The sequence below is a fragment of the Lysinibacillus sp. NPDC096382 genome, from assembly GCF_044762845.1.
Lineage (GTDB): Bacteria > Bacillota > Bacilli > Bacillales_A > Planococcaceae > Lysinibacillus.
Genome location: NZ_JBIWFC010000016.1, coordinates 16,852 through 33,445, shown reverse-complemented (window position 1 = coordinate 33,445; position 16,594 = coordinate 16,852). Strand labels below are relative to the sequence as shown.

Here is a 16,594-nt window from a genome sequence, read left to right as displayed (position 1 = left end):
CGGTATCACTTAGAATAGTTGGTAATTAAGTAACCTCTAGGCTTAAAAAAAATTGGGAAGTTTTTTCAATTGACTGATTTTACAGAATATTGTATGATAAATGTACAGAACATCTATTTTTGTTCTGTAAGTTTACTATTTCAGTGATGTACAAGAACTATGTTTTGACAGATTAAACAACTTCAGCGGGCTTTACAATTGAATACTGCGTTGAAAGATGACGTGCGTATCGTGAAAACCAATCATCTAAACAAATAAAAGTGAACACTTTCCCTTAGAAATTCATTGTTTTAACCCGCATAGTGAATGTACATGACGAGATAAGTGAACAAATAATTATCTTATTTTCACGACCGAGAAAGCTTGGAGCATATGTAGCAAGCGTGTGATATTTTTATCATTAATCGACGTTACCTTCTTCTATTCATTATCTTGAATATGTGTGAACGTAACTCCTCCCATGGCAAATATCATACCAGTTTCTTGCCAACATTTTGCGAAAAGTCAAATCATCAGAGTTGTGCTAACAAGACTAGAGAATTCTTTTTTAGGCAACGATTTTTCTGAATTTTATTGAAGCCGTAAATGAAGTATTAGAAGGAAGTAGGAACGATAGTTATGTTATGTAATACCAACCCGCTGAAGAAACAATAAAAGCTGCCCATCTTATTTATTGTAGATGATGGCAGCTTTTATTGTTTCTTCAATTCCATTTTAAAGACATAGATCTCCTCTCTCCCTTTTTTCCTTGCTACTTATTATCCTGTATTCCCCTTCTAAGACATTCCTAAGGAAGAAATTCTGAACACGGGAGATTTTAGGGTCATGACGAGCCTTATTAACCTTTTTGTTATTTATCTTCACGATTTTGAATTTGCCTCTTTGCTTTCTTCGATACGCTCCACAGATAAATCTGTTATTTTATGAATAAAATCATTATTATTCTTCGGCATAGTTTTTAGCGGATGTAACTGAAAAAGCTGCCCTTTATAATTTAAAGGAGCAGCTTTTGTATTTATATATTCTTTTGTACTTCTTTCACTCTAGAACAACCCTACCGCATGTCCTTCATTATCAACATTCATACGCAAAGCGGCTGGTGCTTTTGGTAAACCTGGCATTGTCATAATATCCCCAGTTAAGCATACAAGGAAGCCTGCACCAAGTTTTGGAATGACTTCGCGAATAGTGATTGTAAAGCCTTCTGGACGTCCTAAAAGACTTGGTTGGTCTGATAATGAATATTGCGTTTTCGCCATACAAATCGGTAGAGAATCCCATCCGAATTTTTCAATTTGGGCAATTTGTTTTTTCGCTTGGTCGGTAAATTGCACATCTTTCCCACCATAAACTTTTTGCACAATTGTACGTACTTTTTCCTCAATAGATTCTGTTACATCATATAAAGGTGAGAAATTGTTTTCTTCATCAAGAACAGCTAGCACTTGTTCAGCTAAACCTAGACCACCTTTTCCGCCTTCCTCCCAGACATTTGTACGCGCGATACGAACATGATTTTCTTGACACCAATTCAGGACTGCTTCTAACTCAGCCTCTGTGTCCGTAATAAAACGATTTAAAGCGATAATCGGCTCAACGCCAAATGTACGAATCGTCTCAACGTGCTTGGCTAAATTTTCAATTCCTTGTAAAAGTGCCTCTACATTTTCGCCAACTAGTTCCGTTTTCGCTACACCGCCATGCATTTTTAATGCACGAATTGTAGCTACGATTACAACTGCACTTGGCTTAAAGCCCCCTTTACGCGCTTTAATATTCATAAATTTTTCAGCACCTAAATCTGAACCAAAGCCCGCTTCAGTCACAACGATATCTGCAAGCTTACGAGCTGTTTGTGTCGCCATAATCGAGTTACAGCCATGTGCGATGTTGGCAAATGGTCCACCGTGAATAATGGCAGGTGTCCCTTCAAGCGTTTGCACTAAGTTTGGTTTGAAGGCATCTTTTAATAACAATGTTAAGGCCCCTTCTACTTGAAGATCACGCACGAATACAGGCTCACGATCAAATGTATAACCGATGACGATACTTGATAAACGTTCCCGTAAATCTTCAATACTTGTAGCTAAACAGAAAACTGCCATAATTTCTGATGCAACAGTAATGTCAAAGCCATCCTCACGTGGCATCCCTTGAACAGGACCACCTAGACCAACAACAACTTTACGAAGGGCGCGATCATTTAAATCCATTACACGCTTCCAGATTATACGGCGAGGATCAATGTTTAAAGCATTTCCTTGATGGATATGATTATCAATAAAGGCTGATAATGCATTATTCGCAGTCGTTATCGCATGAAGGTCACCAGTGAAATGCAAGTTAATATCTTCCATCGGCACAACCTGTGCATATCCACCACCTGTTGCTCCACCTTTTACACCCATTACAGGGCCAAGTGATGGCTCACGTAAAGCAACAACAACATTTTTATTTAATTGGTGAAGTGCATCAGCAAGCCCAACCGTTACAGTTGATTTCCCTTCACCCGCTGGAGTTGGACTAATAGCTGTTACCAATACAACCTTTGCCTCCTCACCATGTGCTGTAATTTTTAATGGATCAATTTTTGCTTTGTAGCGACCATATTGTTCAAGTGAATCCTCTGGAATACCTGCTGCTTTCGCTATTTCAGTAATAGGTTGCATAACCGCTTGATTAGCGATTTCTAGATCTGTCAAAGGTTGTTTTTTCGTTGTCATTTGGCATCCTACTTTCTATGTCGGTCAATTATGCCTCGGCATAATTGCGTCCGGAATCGGCTTTGTGCTTAGGCCTGCATGAGGGCCGACACGATGTCGGTCATTTCGGTAATGCCACAGGACATTTGCAGGTCAGTTAGCCTTTATCGCATGGATGCGATGATTTTAGGCTAACATCCTCTAAGACTTCCTTTCCGATTCTGTGACATCCGCCACGAGGTCTTAACTCCTTTCAGCAGGAATTTGCTGAAAGAAGTTAATTCCATTATAGACTTTATTGTGAATAAAATCATAGTAAGTTATTCAAGTATTTCGACAATCGATTGACAACATTGCACAATTCATGTATGTTCTAAATGAAAATGCATTTTTTCACATTTTCACAATTTATGTCACGACTTAATTGATTTTATTCTACATTCAAGCGCATGGGAGGCGAATGCTTATGCAACAGGGAATCGTAAAGTGGTTCAATAATGAAAAAGGTTATGGCTTTATTGAATGTGATGATGGAGAAGATGTATTTGTACATTTTACGGGAATCCAAGAGGAAGGCTTCCGTACACTTGAAGAAGGTCAAAAGGTATCATTTGAAGTGGTCGAAGGCAATCGAGGGCCACAGGCGTCAAATGTTGTGAAAGTATAAACTCAAAGGAGCTGTTCGATGGATGAACGGCTCCTTTTTTCAAATGCTGAAATTAGCGCTGCTTTATAACATTATAACTTCAGCGATTGATCCAATAAAAAGCTCCGGGAAAAACTAGCGTTTCCTTCGTTCTATTAGTATCCATAAGTGTAACCCCAAACGCCCCTTCATTTAAATGACCTAGTGTCATAGCCGCTGCAGCCACTTCGTCATAAAAATCCAGTCGAATATTTGGTAGATGTAAGGAGATAAACTGCTCTTGTTGGTCAGGCTCTGGTAGTTGTAATACTTCCTTCCATAAATTCACTGTTGCTTGCACATCTTCCACATAAAATTGGACAGATTCCATCGATATTGTTTGATTCGTATCAATGGCTCCATTTGCTTTTAATTGTGCCACACGTTCCTCATCTGTATCAGTCCACTCAATCAAAAATGGAAAATCAATTGCCTGCTCTGGCTTTCCAAAATGCAATAGCTTCCATTCTACTACAGAGCCATCTGGTCTTGTACGACTACAAGCATCAGGCCCATATACTTCAAATCCAAGTGCACGTAAACGTTGTGCCTCTTCTTCAATATTTTTTGTACGTAATGCAATTCTTGAAAAACCATAGCGCTCGTTAGCACGTTTAAACGTATAATGTAGGGAATAAGGTAATTTCACTGCATTTTCAAATAAATTACGATCATAAATCGCTATTTGCTCAATATAGTTTAATCCAAAATAGCTTAACGTATTGTATGTCCCCCACATTGTATGTTGACCACCGTTAACTGTATGGATATTACGTTTATTTAAAAAAACCTTTGTATTTTCTGGTGATTGAACTTGATGAACTAGATGGTCAAAATATAAAGTCATGACTGAACCCCCTTTTTTTCTCTATTATATACTTTACCTGTTAGTTTTGTTGGTTTAGAATAAAATTTAGAATATTATAATTATTAGAAGTTGCTATATTTCAACAAAAGGATTTCGATGCTAGTAGTTCATTAAAAAGATTTTTTATTTTCGTAAATCAATGAAGAGGTGATTAGAATGACAGACAAAGTAGCTGCTTTTAAACTAGCTTTAGGTAATTATCCAACAGGTGTTACCGTTGTCACTGCTTGTAATGACGTAGGTGAACCTATTGGCTTAACTGTCAATTCCTTTGCGTCAGTTTCCATAGACCCACTCCTTATTTTATGGTCGCTCGATAAAAAATCACAGCTACATCCATATTTTACAGCGACTCAAAAGTTTGCTGTCAATATTTTAGCGAGCAATCAAGAACACTTATGTACGCTATTTTCAAGTAAAATCCCAGATCGTTTCGCCCAGGCTAAATGGTCAATCTCTGCTTTAGGTCTACCGGTTTTACATGATACTGCGGCCATTTTACAATGCAAAACATCTCAGCAAATCGATGCTGGAGATCATACGATATTTATCGGGCAGGTCCTAGAAATTGAAAATCCACAGAAGGAACCCTTACTATATCATCGCAGGCATATTGGTGAAATCCCAAATAGTTTTTATGAATAGGCTATTGCAAGAAATTTATACGCAAAAAACAGGATGACTCGTCGTGATCACCCTGTTTTTTTGACGTATTTTTCCGCTCTTTATCGAAATAATAAGTTTGATTGATGAAATAATAATTGATGAGGTGAAGTACAAATGTTAAAAAAATCCCTTTACATGATACCTATTATTTTTTTATTTTCGGCTAATGAATGGGTAACTGCAAATTTTCACACCCCCCCTCCTTCATTTGAAGAAAAATTCGCTGAAGGTGGATATATATCCGTGGAAAAGTCCGTTAAGAAATTTGAATATCATTGTAAGTGCAAGGTAAAGTTACCTCAACTTATGCCACCGATTTCCTTCACACATCAATTTGGGAAATTTTACGAAGATAAAAAATATAACGTGAATGATGCATTGAGTATTATGTTTGTTAATAAAGAAATAAAAGAAAATATTTATAAAATTGAGATTCGATCAATAGAGAATAAAATAAGCTTCAAAGACAAATTGAACTTTAAAGGTAAAGAATATACTCTTCAAGATGATACAAAAGCAATTTATTTTGAAGACCAACTATTTAACTTTTTTGTCTTTGAAAAAAACAATTTGCAATATTTACTAGGTATTTATAAAGAGGTAACTAACACTGATACACCTCATACATTAGTTAAAATAGCTAACTCTTTAAAATAACCTATGCTGTTGCTATGGATAGTGAGCTCAACAGTTCCTAAACATAAAATGGCCAACCTAAACAATGGAAATATCCTCCATACTGTTTATTTTTTCTGCGGAAATCTTTGCTTTTCAAGTCTGTTAATTTGCACAATGACACCATCTTGAATCGTAATGTGTACTTCTCCAAATTCCAAATTTTGAATTGCCTTTGCAATTGCCTCTAGTTTATTGTCATCTACCTTTGCCTGTTGAGTCATCCGATACACCCCTTCTTTTAACATATTTTGAGGCCAAAACATCAATCATAGCCCACTTCCTAAATAGCTCTTTGGATTTGACCTACTATATTATTTATTATCAAAGCTTCTTTTAGGCCAAGTTGTAGGTATTTCGTTTCTTTGGAATAATTCTATAATTCTGAAAACCCGTTGTCAATATAAATATTATAAATCTTATTTGTTTACTAAGGAATTAAAAAATCAATAAGCACCAGCATCGTCCTCATGGAAAAAACACCAAAACAAAAACTGTGCAGATTTATTTACCTCTACACAGTTTTTTTATTAATTATTTTGTAGGCAATCCATTAGTGCTTTCGCTGTCTTTTGCTTGCCCATAACCTTCATCGGTTCGCCTTTAGCCGGTACAATCCAGTGTGGCTCATCTCCACCATATAAAGATTGTGAGCTATTCGCTACCATAAACTGAGCGTTGGCGGATTCCATCCGTAGACGTGCACGGGATAGTAAAAATTCCTCGCCATCTGTTGCCTCGAGTTTAAAGCCTACTAAAGTTACTTTAGGCTGCCACCCTTTTATTTGACCTAATACTTTAGGCGCCTTTTTAAAGTGAATGATAGGTGGCTCATCAGATGGCATTTTACCTACTTCCTCCATTAAATTCCCAGATTGGTCATACACTTTGTCAATGAGCCAATCAGAACCTGCAGCTGCCATAATAACGATATCCACTTGTTCTTCCTGAACAGCATGTCGAACTTTCTCGCCTAAATCTTCAATACCTTCAAATCGAATGGTACACATTTTATCTTTGTTCGCCGGAAGCTGTGCAAAATAACCGTGCATATACAATACGTTTGCCCCAGCCTCTAATGCCGCTTCAGCTAAATAACAGCCCATCGACCCTTTCGATAAATTCGTATGCCCACGCACACGATCCCATTTTTCAAGTGTTCCCCCACTTGTAATGAGTACGGTCTTACCTCGTAATGTCCCCATACACTCACCTTTTTCTAGAAAATATACAATTACTATTTTATCGTAATGCTATGTTATGCTTCAATGTTGTTTTTATAAGGATGGCGTTAAATTAATACTATTTCATATTTTGCTCTTTTAACCAGGAACTTAATATCTCAGCAAATTTCTTGGTCACTGGTGAAGCATGATGTTTCATCGCAATTCCAATTGTGCGATAACCACCTTGTTTTAAAGGTATAGCTTTTATCGTAGGAGGTAAGTTATACGTCACTAATTTCGGTAAAATACTAATTCCAAGCTGGTGAGCAATCATTGAAATGATCCCTACCTCTTCCGATAGTTCAAAACGAATATTTGGCTTCACGTGATATTGCTCTAACAGCACTTTTACATCATTTGTCCCTTTATATGAAGTCATGATAAATGGCATGTTTTCTAGTTCAACAATATCAATTTCGGCTTTATTATAAAGTAGACTTTTATCGGAGACAATACACAGCAATGGATCCTGCTGAAGTTCGGTAAACTGATACTGCTTAGACTTTTGACCATTTAAAAATCCCGCATCAACCTCTCCACTCAATAGCCATTGTTCAATTTCATAATAATCTCCCTCACGCAATTCGACTTGTATACCAGGAAATTGATTGTCCATAATACGAACAATTTCCGGCATCCAGTTTGAAGAAATACTTGAAATTACACCAATTCTTACTTTTCCTCGAGTAACGCCAAGTATGTGTGCGGCTTCTTGCTGTAATAGTTCTTGTGCATCGAGCACATGTCTCATTGCCCTCAGCATTGTATTACCTTCACTCGTTAACGTGACACCTGCTCGACTTCTGTGAATGAGTGCAAAGCCGAACTCCTTTTCTAAGCTTGAAACAGCATGACTTACAGCAGATTGGGTTAATCCCAATGCATCTGCTGCTTTTGTAAAGCTAGCTACCTCAGCCACTTTATTCAAAATCTCATATTTGACTAAACTCATCGCCTTGTCCTCTATATACATGAATTTTTTTAATACCAACCATTATAAACATTCGTTTTACTAATCACAACACAAGATTTATAGTAAATTTTAGAATAAAAACTGTTTTAGTACACAGATTGTAGGTGAGCATAATGAGTATCCAAGGAAAAGCAAATTTATTAATGGTTATTGTGACAATGTTTTGGGGCTTATCTTATACTTTTATGGTAATGGGGCTTGAAACATTGGCTGTTTATAATGTGGTGGCATTGCGTTGTATCATCGCATTTTTCGTAGCTGGTATTATCTTTTATAAACGCATGATTAAAGTCGATGTTAAAACACTAAAATATGCAGCTATACAAGGGTTTCTATTATTCATTGTGTTCGTTCTAAGCTTATTCGGACTAGCAACAACATCGGTATCAAATGCTGGTTTTATTTTAAGTCTAACAGTTATCTTAGTACCTATTTTCAGCAGTTTTATTGAAAAGAAATTACCTTCAAGAGCAGTTAGCTTTGCAATTATTTGCACAATGATTGGGATTACAATTTTAACGGCACATGGCTCATTTACCTTTCAAAAGGGAGATATTCTAATAGCCATTGCTGCACTATGTTATTCGTTTTACTTACTATTAAACAGCTCATTTACACGGAGCGTTGATTCAATTTCTTATGGCATTTACCAGCTCGGTTTTGCTGGACTTTATGCACTTGTATTAACATTTATTTTCGAAACACCAACACTTCCAAATACAACGACTTCTTGGGTTGCTATTATAGGACTTGGTGTCATTTGTAGTGCATTTTGCTTCGTAGGTCAAACTGTTGCACAACAGTTTACCTCTGCTACACATACAGGACTAATATTTTCCTTAGAGCCAATTTTCGCAGCGATGTTTGCCATACTGTTTATTGGTGAAGGAATAACAGTAAAAATAGTTATAGGTGGTAGCTTTATTCTAATTGGTAATCTTGTTGCCCAATTAGAGCATCTCCATGTTTTACGCTTTATTAAAAAACATGAACATGAAAAAGCTATAAATTAATTCAGAGTGGTGCATGTGCACTCACTCTGTTTTTTATTTTATAGTTAGCTCTAGCATTTAAACTCTCCTTGTTAAATGTGAATCAAGACAAATAGCAATTATCATCATAGTATACATTATGTCGTCATGGGTTCAGCTAAATGCTCAGCAAATAATACGATGACACCCTGTTCAACGAGATGAGCATAGTAAGCTGTTTGACCTTCCGTAAGATCAAATCGCTTAAATCCTTCTTTTACAGCCGATTCACCGGTAAACCAAGACTTAATTTGATCAACCCAATTCCCTACCTCATGTGTTTTAACATTAGCATCCCATTTTACACCCTCAAATTTGCTTGGATCCTTTGCAATAACGTAAATATCCTCTATTTGACATGCTTCTAAACGCATACTTTCTAAAATATGGAGCATTTCTTCCCTTGTATGGGCCACTTCAATTTGTGGGTTTTGCTCATTTATCATGCTCAATTCCTCCTAATTTGTATGGCTTACTAAGTATCTTACCTTCCTATTCAAGAAATAAATCCATTTTACCCATTCTTTTAACGAACTTTAATATTTGTAATATCTCTGTGATCCATGTTCACCTTTTGAAACAAAGGTCTAATACTTTTATGAAACATTAAAAAAATAGGCAATGGAAGTACATTAAAGTCCCCTTTGCCTATCAATTACTTGGTTTTCAATGCTCAAGGAATGCCTTCAACATCCATGTATGCTTTTCTAAGGACTGATACATAGCATTTAGTATATCCTCTGTTCGATCGTCTCCTTCTTCTGCCGCAAGCTCCATCGTTGAATTCAAAGCCTTCATAAGTTTTTGGAAATCCGCAATGATTGTTGCTACCATTTCCTCTGTCGTCTCATTCCCTGCCGCTTCCTCTATAAAGGATAGCTCAAGATGTTCTTTTAACGTAGCAACTGGTTTTCCATCTTTCGAAAGAATACGTTCTGCAATTTCATCTAGATTTAACGTTGTTTCATTATATAATTCTTCAAATTTTGCATGTAGTGTAAAGAAAGCTTTCCCCGTCACATACCAATGATAATTGTGCAATTTCGTATAAAGTACAGACCATGTAGCGACAAGTTTATTTAATTGTTTGTTTAAGTTTTGTGACATTATTTCTCCTCCAATGTGCCAGTTATTCTAGTCATTAGTATGCGTTGCAACGTATGCTAGCTATACACACATTTTTCTCATTGGAAAAAATTCTAAGGTCATCTGTAGATAAAAAATACAAAACCAAAACATTTTCCGCTACATAGCCTGTCCTAAAAAATAGATGGATACCATCAATTGGACGTTTAAACATCACAACAAACCGAATAAGAGATTGTCATTTTTGTTCGATTCCTTGCTCAATTCCTTCCTGCCTTTCTAATTCCAAAACTCCAGCAAATGTCGGCGGTAAATCTTTTTTATTTAGATGCAAAATATCTTCCTCCCTTTCTGCTCAGACATAGATTTTGGTAGCTTTAATAAATAATCAACGTAGGAAAAAAGCGCACGTATCTCTGTGCGTTCAACTTTACTTAATAACGAAACTTCTCTTAATAATGCTCTTTTGTAAGCACTACGATAGCTCATTTCGTTTTTTGCTTGATTTAAATAAATTAATGCTAGTAAAGCTTTACTAAACAGCTTCGTAGATTTTTTTAATGCTTCTTCATCAAAATCTGACACGACAAACTTGTTAAATGTATAAGTTATTTCTGTACCATAATATTTTTCATGAAACTGATTCGTGCTTTTGGTACTCGTGTCTGTAAAAATTGCACTTGCCACAATCTTCTTACCATAACGATCATTGATGTCGATAAAAATACTCAAACATTCGCTTCGCAAAGTGCACTTCATCTACCGCTTGTATCTCTGTATGGACAAGGATCCATTGCTCACCCCCACTCTTTAAATGAACTTTCGCAATTTGATCAGCTACCTTGCGCCCTTGACGATGCTCAATAATTTCTTTGAAAAGCTCTTGCTGTAAAAACTCAACTTACTATCAATTATGCCTCGGCATAATTGCGTCCGGAATCGGCTTTGTGCTTGCACAAAGAACTCCTTTCCGATTCCGTGACATCCGCCGGAGGCTTTCAGGGGTGTTTGGACACCCACTGAAAGAAGTTGAAAAATTCACTTCTGCATGTAATTCTGGCAAAAAGAACAACAAAAAATCTTCAAACAAATCCGCAATTAGATTATCTTGATTCACTTGACTAAGCTTATACACATCTGATTTCTCCTAAACTAGCTGCATGATAACTACATCCCCCCTTACCTTAAATACATTATAGCTATTACGAACATACATTTTTAAGAACATTGAAACTATTCTCTATAATTATTTCACTTTCCGAAATAGTTTCGCTATAATGGAATCACTTACTAAAAAGGGGTGTTAATTAATGAAGGTATTACCATTACGAAAAGATGTGCCAGTAGAACAAACATGGGATTTAACAGATTTACTTAAAAATGACGCGGATTTTGAACGTGTTTTAGCACAGCTTGTGGAAGATGCAATAAATTTCGAAAGCACGTATCAAGGTACAATTACGGATGCTCAAAAGGTAATTGATGTTTTAAAAGCTTATGAAGCACTATATGAAAGCATAGTTCCTATTGGTACTTATGCAAGTTTAAATAATCGAGCTGACCATACAGATAACGAAGCTCAAATGCGTGCTGCAAAATATGGTACGGCAGTCGGAAAAATAAGTAGTACAATTTCTTTTGTACGCAGTGAATTACTAGCACTAGATGAGGCTATTTTAGAGGAAGCTGCTACATTAAGCCCTAATTATAAAGTCTATTTAGAGGAATTATTAAAACAAAAGCCGCATCAGCTACATCCAGAGGTAGAAAAAGCACTAGCTGCATTTAGCTCTACTTTTAAAGCACCATATGAAACGTATAATACGACAAAGCTTGTAGATATGCATTTTGGAGAGTTTGATGCCAATGGCGAAAAACATCCACTTAGTTTTGTATTATACGAGAATGATTGGGAGTTTGACGCTGATACAAATGTTCGCCGTGCAGCTTTCCAAGCATTTTCGAATAAGTTGCGCGATTATCAGCACACAACTGCAAAAATTTATAACACACACATTCAACAGGAAAAAACGATGGCTGATTTACGAGGTTTTGATTCTGTCATTGACTATTTATTATTTGATCAAGATGTTGATCGTACGCTTTATAATCGTCAAATAGACCTGATTACGAAAGAGCTTGCTCCACATATGCGCCGTTACGCAAAGCTTATTCAACAAGCAAACGGCATTGAAAAAATGACATTTGCCGATCTAAAGATTGCCCTTGACCCAGACTATGATCCGAAATTAACAATGGCTGAAGCAAAAGAATATGTTGAAAAAGCATTAGATGTTATGGGTGAAGGTTATAAAGAGATGCTCGAAAAGGCCTTTAACGAACGCTGGATTGATTATGCACCTAACAAAGGAAAATCGACTGGGGCATTCTGTTCAAGTCCATATGGTAGTCATCCGTATATTTTAATGTCTTGGAATGAACGTATGAATGAGGTATTCACTTTAATTCATGAGCTTGGGCATGCAGGTCATTTTGTGAATGCACATACCCATCAATCTTATTTTAACTGTCGTCCGTCGTTATACTTTATCGAGGCACCATCAACAATGAATGAAATGCTGCTAGCTAATTATTTATTAACCCATAACGACGATCTTCGCTTCAAACGTTGGGTAATTTCAAATATTGTGTCCAAAACGTATTATCATAACTTCGTCACACACTTACTAGAGGCAGCTTATCAACGAAAAGTATATGAATTAATCGATGCTGGAGAAGCTGTGAATGCTACTGTTTTAAATCACTTAAAACGCACCGTATTAGAAGATTTCTGGGGTGACACCGTCGATATTACGGAGGGAGCAGAGCTTACTTGGATGCGTCAACCACACTATTATATGGGCCTATATCCATACACATATAGCGCTGGCTTAACAATTTCCACACAAGTATCTAAGCGTATCTTAAAAGAAGGTAAGACGGCTGTAGATGAATGGTTAGCAGTCCTTCAAGCTGGAGGTACGAAATCACCTGTAGAGCTAGCTCAAATGGCGGGTGTCGATGTTACAACAGATCAGCCGCTTCGAGATACGATTGCTTATATTGGTCACCTTATTGATGAGCTCGAAAGATTAACGATAGAAATGGAAGCTGTCACAGGCTAAACAAAGCAAGAACCATCTATGCTATTTTTAAAGCGTAGATGGTTTTTTTAGTTCTAAGCAGGAAAATACATACATATACTAGAATCAGGCCGTCCCTCTATGTTTTTTGATATTTCTAAATAGACAATCATTTTTCTTCATACAAATGTACCGTTATTATTAATTGTATGCAATTTATTTAGCAAAATTCTACTAACAATTTTCAAAGGAAGTGTTTCTAATTATGGTAAAACGTAATGATCCATGCCCATGCGGTAGCGGCAAAAAATATAAAAAATGTTGTGAAGGTAAACAACAGGTTACCGTAGAAGCTGTAGCAATCGAAGAATTAGAGCGTGTACTACAAACATTTTACTTAGAATATCCAGAACGTAAAGATGTTCGCGCCTATATAGAGCATGTAGGTACATGGCAGCCTAAATTAGAGAGCGTACTACAAAGAGAGCTGATCGAGGCGATCGCGTTAGACGACTTCTTCTTCCATCAAGAACCATCAATTTGGAAAGGTTACTTAAAGAAAACAAAGAAAAAAACGGTAAGACCTTCTACGGTAAAAGTGTTAGAAGGCTGGTCACAACCTCGTCTATTTATTGGTTCCGTGTCAGTTGTAGAAGAAAAATATTTCAAGGCTACACATGTGTTAACAAATGAAGAGATTCATATTCGTCGTGAAAATGACAAACCAATCCCTGAAGGTATGCATGTCTTTGCATTCATCTTACCAGATGGTACAAAAAAATCAGAGCATTATTTAGCTGTATCAACGCTTATCTTCTTCCCAGAAGATCATGCTAAAGTATTTGAGCAATTTAAGAAAACTTTTGATGCTTCTGAGAAGAAGGCTGGAGCATTCCTAAAAGAAGAACATTTATCCTTCTGGGAATTACTTGTATCAAACGGTTATAAAGGCGAGGAGTTCACGAACTTTGAGAGCAATGTAATCACTCAGGTTAAAGATTTCCTTGAGCAAAATGAGCGTGAAACAGCACCTTTGTTAGAGCTTTTAGAGGACTATTTAATTGAAGGACAACCATCTGCGCGCAAAGAGGCTGCTATTGCTGCCGGCGCGATTCGATATGGTCAAGAAAAAGAGCTATTCGAGCCGTTATCACTGACTGTAAAAGAAATTGCGGCGACGTTCGATATTTCAGCTTCCTCTCTCACAAAATACTATCAAGACTTAAGTAGCTATGCTGCAACTAAATAATGCTTAAAATAGCGCCACACATTCTAAGGAATTTTAGAGTGTGTGGCGCATTTTAGTTACCATAGAAAAAAGCTACTTTTATTATCGGCAATGAGCCAACACCAAAGTAGCTTTCTCTATGGTAACCAACCAATACTATTATTTCCGAACATATTGTTATTTATGCATCGAAATTAGTAAATATGATTATTTAATGAGCAAAAATGAAATAAGCTTTATTTTATTTAAACATAGTCTGTTTAGTTCCTATGATTACTTTTATAGTTGTAAGACATTTCTGTACTGGTTTAAAAACATTATTTACTATACACCTTCAAGAGCTCTTCTCCAAGAAATTGTAGTCGCTCTCCTACGGTGCACGCCTCTATACAGAAGCGGTGAGCTCCAGGTTTACCACGATCTTTTCGTAATTGCTTTATCACTAAGCAATCAGCACAATACGTATCATGTAGTTCATCAATATCTTTCATAACCGTCACTTTATCCAAATTGAACTCTCGCTCCTTTCACGTCCAAATTTCGCTTCCTACTATTATGAAGTGAACATTTTGAACAAGCAACTATTTTGTTTATCCATTTAACATCTTTCTGCAAAGCTCTTTTGTATCGACAGGCACAAATGCTTTTTGTAACGTAAGTGAAACGGCAGTTACAAATGTCTTTTGTACCGAAAGCATAGCGACAGGTACAGATTTTTCCCATCTCTTTAGGTAGTGAGATAAAAGCGGATTTGAGCTACTTTCTTTTCAGCAGGTTTCTAAGCCTCGCTGAAAGACGTTAAAGCCTCCGGCGGATGCCACGGAATTATGCCAAGGCATAATCGATCATCATCTACTTAAATATTGTGAAAAAGCACTATTGATGTACAATTAATGTATAATCTAAATCAAAAAGTAGGGATTTTATGTTAGAAGTATATATTGATGCTGCTAGTGCAGGAAATCCTGGCCCCAGTGGTATTGGGATATTTATTAAAGGAGAAGGCCATCATATACAAATCAGTGAGTATATAGGGCAAACCAATAACCACATTGCCGAGTTTACTGCCTTAGTACGCGGTCTTGAGGAAGCACGAAAGCTTGGTTCAAACCTAGTCTCAGTGCGCTCCGATTCAAAAATTGTTGTGGCCTCTATGGAAAAAGAATATGTGAAAAATGAGGAATTTAAACCTTATCTTGAGCAGGCACTTACACTTGCAAATAGCTTCGATTTATTTTTCATCAAATGGGTTTCAGATACGCAAAATAAAGCAGCAGATGCACTTGCACGTAAAGCGATTCAAAAAGAAAAAAATTAAACTACGGGGACTGTCCCTTGCCTTATCAAGAGTCGGTCTCCTCCCTTCACTTCATTTAGATAATTAATATCCCCCAATATTTCATTTTTATCATTTTTCATATATAAACAAAATATATGCCATGCTCATAAGCAATCGCATAGGGATCGCCAAGTCCTCATCCAATTAACTTACATACATGGCATATATATATAAATATCACCCCTAATTTTTGATGATGAGCCATAAATCAATATATTTCCCAATTATTATCAGTATAATTTGTCTCTTTAATGTTATTTTATTGACATACCATTGTAATATTACAATGGTAATATCATATATATATTAAGCTTTTAAAGTTTTCAGGAGGATACATATTATGAAAAAGAATAAAAAGTATAGATGGGGATTGAAATTAGCTACATTGGCTTTAAGTTCATCTGTACTTTTTTCAACAATTGACACAGCATCAGCAGCAACTTATACAGTAAAATCTGGTGATTCTTTATGGAAGATTGCCAATCAGTACGGTGTTACTTATCAAACATTGATGAAATGGAATAACTTATCTTCTACGACAATTCGCGTTGGACAAAAGTTAAACCTCAATACCCCACTCACATCAGCAACAATATCAACACCTACACCTAAGCCAACAGCTGCATCTAAACCAACAGTTACAGTTACACCTAAACCAACAACTAACCTAGTGCAAGTTGCTAAAAAACAATTGGGCGTAAAATATACATTTGGTGGAAGTAAGCCGAGTACAGGTTTTGATTGCTCAGGCTACGTCACTTATGTATATAATAATGCTGGTATTTCGACAGCTCGTAAGTCTGCAGCAGGTTTTTACAGTTCAGCTAAAAAAGTAAGTTCACCTCAAGTAGGTGATTTAGTATTCTTCGCTAATACATATAAAGCTGGTATTTCTCATGTAGGCATTTATATTGGAAATAGTCAAATGATTAGTGCAAGTGACGGTGGTGTTTCTGTTGCTAACATAAATAGCTCTTATTGGAAAACACACTTTGCTGGATATGGTCGTATATAGTGAATAAAAAAACAGTT

17 protein-coding genes are annotated in these 16,594 nt (G+C 36.4%); 8 read left to right on the top strand and 9 right to left on the bottom strand.

Going from position 1 to position 16,594, the window contains the following annotated elements; translation table 11 throughout:
* Positions 1-1,043: 1,043 nt before the first annotated feature.
* Complete coding sequence (locus ACIQZA_RS19040) at positions 1,044-2,723, bottom strand: formate--tetrahydrofolate ligase (RefSeq protein WP_142508223.1); 1,680 nt, start codon at positions 2,721-2,723, stop codon at positions 1,044-1,046.
* Between the two features lie 445 nt (positions 2,724-3,168).
* Between ACIQZA_RS19040 and ACIQZA_RS19035 the strand changes: the two genes are divergently transcribed.
* A complete protein-coding gene (locus ACIQZA_RS19035; RefSeq protein WP_132358884.1) occupies positions 3,169-3,369 on the top strand; it encodes a cold-shock protein in 201 nt (66 codons plus the stop codon).
* A 79-nt stretch (positions 3,370-3,448) separates the two neighbouring features.
* On the opposite strand, the gene ACIQZA_RS19030 is transcribed toward ACIQZA_RS19035, so the two are convergent.
* Positions 3,449-4,234, bottom strand: coding sequence for a VOC family protein (locus tag ACIQZA_RS19030; protein ID WP_402883451.1), 786 nt, complete (start codon positions 4,232-4,234; stop codon positions 3,449-3,451).
* A gap of 177 nt (positions 4,235-4,411) precedes the next feature.
* Here ACIQZA_RS19030 and ACIQZA_RS19025 point away from each other — a divergent pair, with 177 nt between their 5' ends.
* Positions 4,412-4,900, top strand: coding sequence for a flavin reductase family protein (locus ACIQZA_RS19025; RefSeq protein WP_402883453.1), 489 nt, complete (start codon positions 4,412-4,414; stop codon positions 4,898-4,900).
* A gap of 135 nt (positions 4,901-5,035) precedes the next feature.
* Positions 5,036-5,578 carry a carbon monoxide dehydrogenase gene (locus ACIQZA_RS19020; protein WP_402883454.1) on the top strand — a complete coding sequence of 181 codons (543 nt, stop codon included), beginning with the start codon at positions 5,036-5,038 and terminating at the stop codon, positions 5,576-5,578.
* A gap of 86 nt (positions 5,579-5,664) precedes the next feature.
* Here ACIQZA_RS19020 and ACIQZA_RS19015 read toward each other — a convergent pair whose 3' ends face one another.
* The 3 genes from ACIQZA_RS19015 to ACIQZA_RS19005 form a co-directional block, all read right to left on the bottom strand.
* Positions 5,665-5,820, bottom strand: coding sequence for a YezD family protein (locus tag ACIQZA_RS19015; protein ID WP_400935847.1), 156 nt, complete (start codon positions 5,818-5,820; stop codon positions 5,665-5,667).
* A 306-nt stretch (positions 5,821-6,126) separates the two neighbouring features.
* Positions 6,127-6,801 (bottom strand): phosphopantothenoylcysteine decarboxylase domain-containing protein, encoded by a 675-nt coding sequence (locus ACIQZA_RS19010; protein ID WP_402883456.1) that lies wholly within the window; start codon positions 6,799-6,801, stop codon positions 6,127-6,129.
* A gap of 97 nt (positions 6,802-6,898) precedes the next feature.
* Positions 6,899-7,774, bottom strand: coding sequence for a LysR family transcriptional regulator (locus tag ACIQZA_RS19005; RefSeq protein ID WP_400935851.1), 876 nt, complete (start codon positions 7,772-7,774; stop codon positions 6,899-6,901).
* Between the two features lie 134 nt (positions 7,775-7,908).
* On the opposite strand from ACIQZA_RS19005, the gene ACIQZA_RS19000 reads away from it, so the two are divergent.
* Positions 7,909-8,808: a DMT family transporter gene (locus tag ACIQZA_RS19000; protein WP_400935853.1), complete on the top strand. Its 900-nt coding sequence runs from the start codon at positions 7,909-7,911 to the stop codon at positions 8,806-8,808.
* Between the two features lie 116 nt (positions 8,809-8,924).
* Here the strand turns inward: ACIQZA_RS19000 and ACIQZA_RS18995 are convergent, their stop codons facing one another.
* The 3 genes from ACIQZA_RS18995 to ACIQZA_RS18985 form a co-directional block, all read right to left on the bottom strand.
* Positions 8,925-9,272: a general stress protein gene (locus tag ACIQZA_RS18995; protein WP_400935855.1), complete on the bottom strand. Its 348-nt coding sequence runs from the start codon at positions 9,270-9,272 to the stop codon at positions 8,925-8,927.
* A 220-nt stretch (positions 9,273-9,492) separates the two neighbouring features.
* A complete protein-coding gene (locus ACIQZA_RS18990) occupies positions 9,493-9,933 on the bottom strand; it encodes a Dps family protein (protein ID WP_142508232.1) in 441 nt (146 codons plus the stop codon).
* 303 nt (positions 9,934-10,236) lie between these two features.
* Positions 10,237-10,644 (bottom strand): hypothetical protein, encoded by a 408-nt coding sequence (locus tag ACIQZA_RS18985; protein WP_402883458.1) that lies wholly within the window; start codon positions 10,642-10,644, stop codon positions 10,237-10,239.
* Between the two features lie 578 nt (positions 10,645-11,222).
* Here ACIQZA_RS18985 and pepF point away from each other — a divergent pair.
* Together pepF and ACIQZA_RS18975 are read left to right on the top strand one after the other, a co-directional pair.
* Positions 11,223-13,037, top strand: coding sequence for an oligoendopeptidase F (pepF, locus tag ACIQZA_RS18980; RefSeq protein ID WP_400935860.1), 1,815 nt, complete (start codon positions 11,223-11,225; stop codon positions 13,035-13,037).
* Between the two features lie 223 nt (positions 13,038-13,260).
* Entirely contained in the window at positions 13,261-14,244 is a 984-nt protein-coding gene (locus tag ACIQZA_RS18975) for an SEC-C domain-containing protein (RefSeq protein ID WP_132358907.1), read from the top strand.
* 296 nt (positions 14,245-14,540) lie between these two features.
* Here the strand turns inward: ACIQZA_RS18975 and ACIQZA_RS18970 are convergent, their stop codons facing one another.
* Positions 14,541-14,732 carry a zinc-finger domain-containing protein gene (locus ACIQZA_RS18970; protein ID WP_132358910.1) on the bottom strand — a complete coding sequence of 64 codons (192 nt, stop codon included), beginning with the start codon at positions 14,730-14,732 and terminating at the stop codon, positions 14,541-14,543.
* A gap of 416 nt (positions 14,733-15,148) precedes the next feature.
* Between ACIQZA_RS18970 and ACIQZA_RS18965 the strand changes: the two genes are divergently transcribed.
* Positions 15,149-15,541 (top strand): ribonuclease HI family protein, encoded by a 393-nt coding sequence (locus ACIQZA_RS18965; protein ID WP_400935863.1) that lies wholly within the window; start codon positions 15,149-15,151, stop codon positions 15,539-15,541.
* A gap of 361 nt (positions 15,542-15,902) precedes the next feature.
* Complete coding sequence (locus ACIQZA_RS18960; protein WP_400935865.1) at positions 15,903-16,577, top strand: C40 family peptidase; 675 nt, start codon at positions 15,903-15,905, stop codon at positions 16,575-16,577.
* Positions 16,578-16,594 lie beyond the last annotated feature (17 nt).

Coding starts and splice junctions, on each gene's coding strand:
- ACIQZA_RS19040 (WP_142508223.1), bottom strand. CDS start 2,723: ATGACAACGAAAAAACAACCTTTGACAGATCTAGAAATCGCTAATCAA.
- ACIQZA_RS19035 (WP_132358884.1), top strand. CDS start 3,169: ATGCAACAGGGAATCGTAAAGTGGTTCAATAATGAAAAAGGTTATGGC.
- ACIQZA_RS19030 (WP_402883451.1), bottom strand. CDS start 4,234: ATGACTTTATATTTTGACCATCTAGTTCATCAAGTTCAATCACCAGAA.
- ACIQZA_RS19025 (WP_402883453.1), top strand. CDS start 4,412: ATGACAGACAAAGTAGCTGCTTTTAAACTAGCTTTAGGTAATTATCCA.
- ACIQZA_RS19020 (WP_402883454.1), top strand. CDS start 5,036: ATGTTAAAAAAATCCCTTTACATGATACCTATTATTTTTTTATTTTCG.
- ACIQZA_RS19015 (WP_400935847.1), bottom strand. CDS start 5,820: ATGACTCAACAGGCAAAGGTAGATGACAATAAACTAGAGGCAATTGCA.
- ACIQZA_RS19010 (WP_402883456.1), bottom strand. CDS start 6,801: ATGGGGACATTACGAGGTAAGACCGTACTCATTACAAGTGGGGGAACA.
- ACIQZA_RS19005 (WP_400935851.1), bottom strand. CDS start 7,774: ATGAGTTTAGTCAAATATGAGATTTTGAATAAAGTGGCTGAGGTAGCT.
- ACIQZA_RS19000 (WP_400935853.1), top strand. CDS start 7,909: ATGAGTATCCAAGGAAAAGCAAATTTATTAATGGTTATTGTGACAATG.
- ACIQZA_RS18995 (WP_400935855.1), bottom strand. CDS start 9,272: ATGATAAATGAGCAAAACCCACAAATTGAAGTGGCCCATACAAGGGAA.
- ACIQZA_RS18990 (WP_142508232.1), bottom strand. CDS start 9,933: ATGTCACAAAACTTAAACAAACAATTAAATAAACTTGTCGCTACATGG.
- pepF (WP_400935860.1), top strand. CDS start 11,223: ATGAAGGTATTACCATTACGAAAAGATGTGCCAGTAGAACAAACATGG.
- ACIQZA_RS18975 (WP_132358907.1), top strand. CDS start 13,261: ATGGTAAAACGTAATGATCCATGCCCATGCGGTAGCGGCAAAAAATAT.
- ACIQZA_RS18965 (WP_400935863.1), top strand. CDS start 15,149: ATGTTAGAAGTATATATTGATGCTGCTAGTGCAGGAAATCCTGGCCCC.
- ACIQZA_RS18960 (WP_400935865.1), top strand. CDS start 15,903: ATGAAAAAGAATAAAAAGTATAGATGGGGATTGAAATTAGCTACATTG.